The sequence below is a fragment of the Pseudomonas sp. AM8 genome (genome assembly GCF_036346475.1).
GTDB classification, from domain to species: Bacteria; Pseudomonadota; Gammaproteobacteria; order Pseudomonadales; family Pseudomonadaceae; genus Aquipseudomonas; species Aquipseudomonas marginalis.
This window is the reverse complement of the sequence record NZ_JAOTNX010000049.1, coordinates 1-299: the sequence shown is the minus strand read 5'-3', so window position 1 is coordinate 299 and position 299 is coordinate 1. Positions and strand designations below refer to the sequence as shown.

The 299-nt window shown below is 59.5% G+C and carries 1 protein-coding gene; it reads right to left on the bottom strand.

Annotation, left to right across the window (positions count from 1 at the left end):
* Positions 1-299: substrate-binding domain-containing protein (locus V3W40_RS34595; RefSeq protein ID WP_330216549.1), on the bottom strand; the 299-nt coding region annotated here is incomplete at both ends.

The following is a 299-nucleotide window of genomic DNA, read 5'->3' as shown; positions in this document are numbered from 1 at the left end:
TCCATGAAGTTGCCCTTGGCGTCGACAAAGCGATCATCCACGGCAATCACTTTCAGGCCGTTGGCCTTGGCCTTGGCGACGATGGCCGGGCCCAGGGACACATCCGGCGGGCAAATCACAAAGCCCTTGGCGCCGTTGGCGGCCAGGCTGTCGATGGCCGAGAGGGTTTTCTCGCCATCGGGCACGGCGATCTTGATCACGGTAAAGCCATGTTCCTTGCCGGCTTTTTCGGCAAAGGCCCATTCGGTCTGGAACCACGGTTCCTCGGCCTGCTTGACCAGAAAACCGATTTTCACTTC